This is a genomic window from Acinetobacter gerneri DSM 14967 = CIP 107464 = MTCC 9824, from assembly GCF_000368565.1.
In the GTDB taxonomy this organism is placed as follows: Bacteria; Pseudomonadota; Gammaproteobacteria; order Pseudomonadales; family Moraxellaceae; genus Acinetobacter; species Acinetobacter gerneri.
The window spans coordinates 1-4073 of record NZ_KB849530.1 but is presented as its reverse complement, the minus strand read 5'-3'; the positions used below and the strand labels follow the sequence as shown (position 1 = coordinate 4073).

Annotated in this window: 4 protein-coding genes; 3 read left to right on the top strand and 1 reads right to left on the bottom strand. The window is 38.0% G+C overall.

Features of this window, described 5'->3' with window-relative positions; genetic code table 11:
- The first annotated feature begins 1148 nt into the window (after positions 1-1148).
- Positions 1149-2201: an FISUMP domain-containing protein gene (locus F960_RS21390; protein ID WP_004847153.1), complete on the top strand. Its 1053-nt coding sequence runs from the start codon at positions 1149-1151 to the stop codon at positions 2199-2201.
- 124 nt (positions 2202-2325) lie between these two features.
- Here the strand turns inward: F960_RS21390 and F960_RS00275 are convergent, their stop codons facing one another.
- Positions 2326-2733 (bottom strand): conjugal transfer protein TraD, encoded by a 408-nt coding sequence (locus F960_RS00275; protein ID WP_004847151.1) that lies wholly within the window; start codon positions 2731-2733, stop codon positions 2326-2328.
- Between the two features lie 278 nt (positions 2734-3011).
- Between F960_RS00275 and F960_RS22530 the strand changes: the two genes are divergently transcribed.
- Together F960_RS22530 and F960_RS00270 are read left to right on the top strand one after the other, a co-directional pair.
- Positions 3012-3167, top strand: a complete 156-nt coding sequence (locus F960_RS22530) for a hypothetical protein (protein ID WP_004847148.1) — start codon at positions 3012-3014, stop codon at positions 3165-3167.
- Positions 3167-4073, top strand: a 907-nt coding sequence (locus F960_RS00270; protein WP_004847146.1) for a MobA/MobL family protein, incomplete at its 3' end; no start/stop codon positions are given. The genes F960_RS22530 and F960_RS00270, both read left to right, overlap by 1 nt.

Sequence of the window (4073 nt, the reverse complement as noted above, 5' to 3'; positions counted from 1 at the left end):
CCATTGGTTAAACCTAGCTTTGTGAAGAAATTACAGGAACGCCATGTCATAGCTCAAGCAAAGGCTTTTGATGCTGATGTGGTGACATGGTTAAGTTCACAAGATAATGAAACAAAACAACATATTAATGAAATGGTTCGCCATATTATGGCATTGAAACGTGCTTGATTATGGCTTTAGTCATTATGAAATATGACTTTTCTTAATTGTTTTAATGTTTGATTGATCAAAGAAAAAGCCCATTTAGTATTGAAACTAAATGGGCTTTCGCTTTATATTCAGCGGTACGCAGTTATTTGATGTTTCGACCATCGAATAACGAAGATCATAAGGTTTGGCGACCGTTATGATTTCACACTAAGGCTTGTACCTGAACTCTATTTTCACAATAAACAGTGTTTAGATCAAGACTCAAAATGAAAAGTCTTCGTTAATACGTGTTTTTATTCATCAAATAAGCATCATAGATCGAGCTTTGCCTGCTTCTGCGTGTCCGTTTTACGGATTGGCATGCGTTGCATGTGGAGGGAATAAGTGTCACTGGTGCAACGTAGCGATAGTCGAAAGGCTAAACCGCTACAGGGGAATCTCACAAAAGCGGAGCGTTAAGAGTAGCTGTATAGGTTGGGTTAAGTTGCATGTTGGGGAAACCCTCGCAGAGATACCGCCATACTTCGACAGGGAGCGTGTGGGGGAAGGTGCAAGACCTTTAGTCCTTGTCTGCATAGTCTGCAAAGCTATGTGCGGATACGACCGATATACGTGGCTCCGAAGCCAAAAGAATATGCGGTAAATCGGCAATACTTAAAGGATGTGTCATTTTTTTAAATGACCGCCTTTAGGGAGAGTATTGCCGAAACTCTCTCAACCGTTCACCAAAGCCAAAGCACGAAGTGCGACGCTTTGGGGGACGAGTTAAGAGAGTTGAGTGTATTTTTTATGCTTTTAGAGGATTTGGAATAGAATAAGTTTTTATTTATAGGCGGCTTAGGCTATTTTTTATGTTCATATGGATGTTTCTATAAAATTGTTGTATTAATGCCTTATATGCTTCTATAAGTAAGTCAATATTTTCTGAATTGTCTTATATTAGAAGATCTTAGCTGTAATATTGATAATAGGACTTCGATAAAAATTGGGGGCATGGGATGAAAATTACATATTTAAGATTAAGTTTAATTTTTTTATTTGGGATCACTAATTTAGAAGCTGCTGAAGTTAATGAAAATAAGTTTGCTGCTTTAGCAATTGATCGCGAGAATGGATTCTATTATGGGTGGGCTTATGATCATCCAAGCAGAGTTAAGGCAGAAGAAATAGCTTTAATTGAAGCGAAAAATAGAGGGGCTAAGAATCCTTCTGTTGTATTGGCTTGGCAGGGAAGTGGTTGTGGTGCTTACAGAACATTGAGTAGTAACGTAGGCACTAGTTATGGATGGGGGTTAGCTAAAAGTAAAGAACAAGCAGATAGAATAGCAATTGAGCAGGCAAACTTACGTAGTAATGGAGTGCAGCCAGAGAATTTTGTATGGGCATGTAATTCCGATTCAACGAAACCATTAAAACCTTTATATGACGCTACTTCAGAAATAATTCCTTCAGTAAATATTTATGGACAGATTTGGGCAACACAAAATTTGAAGGTGACTAAATTTAGGAATGGAGATTCAATTCGTCGAGCTAAAACTGCTGATGAATTTAGTAGTAAAAATATTCCAATGTATTTTTGTTATGAAGAAAAATTATGCAAAATACATGGTTATTTGTATAACGGATATGCGGTAATTGATAAGCGTGGTTTAGCACCAGAAGGTTGGAAAATACCATCATTAAATGATTGGGTTAAATTAAGTAACAATTTAGGTGGTAAGGAATTAGCCACGACTAGATTACGTTCCACTAAGGGTTGGCCTAGTTTTGCAAAAACAGTTACAAACCCAACAGGATTTAATGCTTTACCCTCAAACAGTTTTGTTGGTAGTTATGAATACTGGAAGAAGCAATATACTGGCTTAGATTATAAGGGTGAGCCTAAAGTGCATAACAAGATAATGTATTGGTCATCTACACCTTTTGAATCTAAAGGTAAAACGTATATTAATCATACACGTTTGGCAACTTACGATAATGGTGAGGATGAGTTTTATAATGGTAATCAAGGTTTAAGTGATGGTTTGAATATTAGACTAATAAAAGAATAGTTTTCACAAAGGTATAAGTTATTGATACTTAGTTTGAATCTGAGTCTGTACAACTTTAAAAATGAGGGCTTCATAGCGAAAATTTTTTTCGCTATGAAGCTCCATTAATATTTTGATTCAGTTCTTATTTTTTACGCTGATTTAATGTTTCAAGTCCTAAATCTTTCCAAATTTGCCATTTCATATCGTCTGGGTTGATTTCAGCCGTTTTAAGCAGTACGCCAAGTAATTCGGCTGGGTCCCGTTTATCTAAGTTAGCAATTTCAAAAAGTGCGCCTAATTGAATGAGATGACGTGTACGGGCTTTGCGTTCCGCTTCTTTTTCAGCATTCAGTAATTTTTTAACAACTACCTTTTGTTTATTTGCCCGATCTATAGCTTTTTCAGCTTTAATCAGGGCATTCAGTTTTTTCTCTTGGTCGGGTGTACGGTATTGGATTTTAGCTAGTTCCAATAAAAGTTTTTGAGCATCACTCGGATTCTTTAAAGCAGAGATATAGGTGATTTTTTCAGACAGCCAATCATTATTCATATTCAATTCCGTTAATTCAGATACCGCAAAAGTACAGGCTCAATTCTCAAAGAACGATAACAAAATAATTACGTCAGATGTACGCAATTTTGTTAAAGTCGTTCTAGAGATTATCGCCTGCACTTCCATCAAAAATTTGATGGCGCGCTTAGACGTTTCTCAATTTCATTGAGAAACCTAAGCACGTTAGGGACTTCATCCCTAAAACCCTGAAACTTCTTTTTTCATTCAATTTTCAATTGAACGAAAAAAGAAGTACCAAAGCTAGGAGCAAAAGCATGCAACTAAAACAGGTATTGGGAAAAATCAAAGATATTAGTTTTGGCGTGATCGCAGCACCGCTACTTATCATCATTATGATGTGGGCTTCGATACTTGATCAAAGAGCATTTAAAAAAGAACGTAACCGAAAAAAGGAACAGGATAAGACCTAATGGCGATTGCTCGTTTAAGTGTCAAAGTCGGTAAGGCAGGCAAAGCAGCACCGCATGCCGAATATATTGATCGGGACGAAGAAAAGAAGCTGAAACAGGAACAGGCAGAAACTGACCTTGAACATAGTGCCTATGGAAATATGCCGAAATGGGCTGAACATAATCCAATTACCTTTTGGGAAGCAGCCGACCTTTACGAGCGCAAAAATGGCAGTACCTATCGAGAATATGAAATTGCCCTGCCTAGAGAAATGAATGCTGAGCAACGCCTAGAACTGGTTGAGGACTTCATTCAGTCCGAGATCGGCTCAAAATATCCGTATCAATTTGCGATTCATAACCCTAAAGCAATGGACGGCAACGATCAGCCCCACGTCCACCTGATGTTTAATGAACGTCTGCAAGATGGAATCGAACGAGATCCGGAGCAATATTTCAAACGCTATAACAGCAAGAATCCTGAACGTGGCGGAGCTAAAAAAGACAATACCGGCAAGAGTTACCAGGAACGAAAAACTGATATTAAAGACCTACGCCAAAGATGGGCAGATTTATGCAATAGCCATTTAGAAAAGCATCAAATTGATAGTCGTATTGATATGCGAAGCTACAAAGAGCAAGGCATAGCCAAAGACCCTGAAAAAAAACTACTACCAAGCCAAGCTAAAGACCCTGAAATTAGGGAAGCCCTGCAACAGTCACGAACAGCGCATAAAGAGCTTGAACGACTCGATTTAGGTGACCCGAAAAAAGACCTGAAAGACCTCAGAGACAGCCCAATTTCAGACAAAGAAATTAAACAGGGTATTGAGAGCTTTAAGGCTGATTTTGACAACTTCAAACAGCTTGCTTTGGAACAGTACAAAGAACAGCAGAAATTAGAACGAGAGCAACAGAAAACCATGA

What these genes read in the sequence shown, in the direction of transcription:
- F960_RS00275 (WP_004847151.1), bottom strand. Translation starts at nt 2,733, where the DNA reads ATGAATAATGATTGGCTGTCTGAAAAAATCACCTATATCTCTGCTTTA.
- F960_RS21390 (WP_004847153.1), top strand. Translation starts at nt 1,149, where the DNA reads ATGAAAATTACATATTTAAGATTAAGTTTAATTTTTTTATTTGGGATC.
- F960_RS22530 (WP_004847148.1), top strand. Translation starts at nt 3,012, where the DNA reads ATGCAACTAAAACAGGTATTGGGAAAAATCAAAGATATTAGTTTTGGC.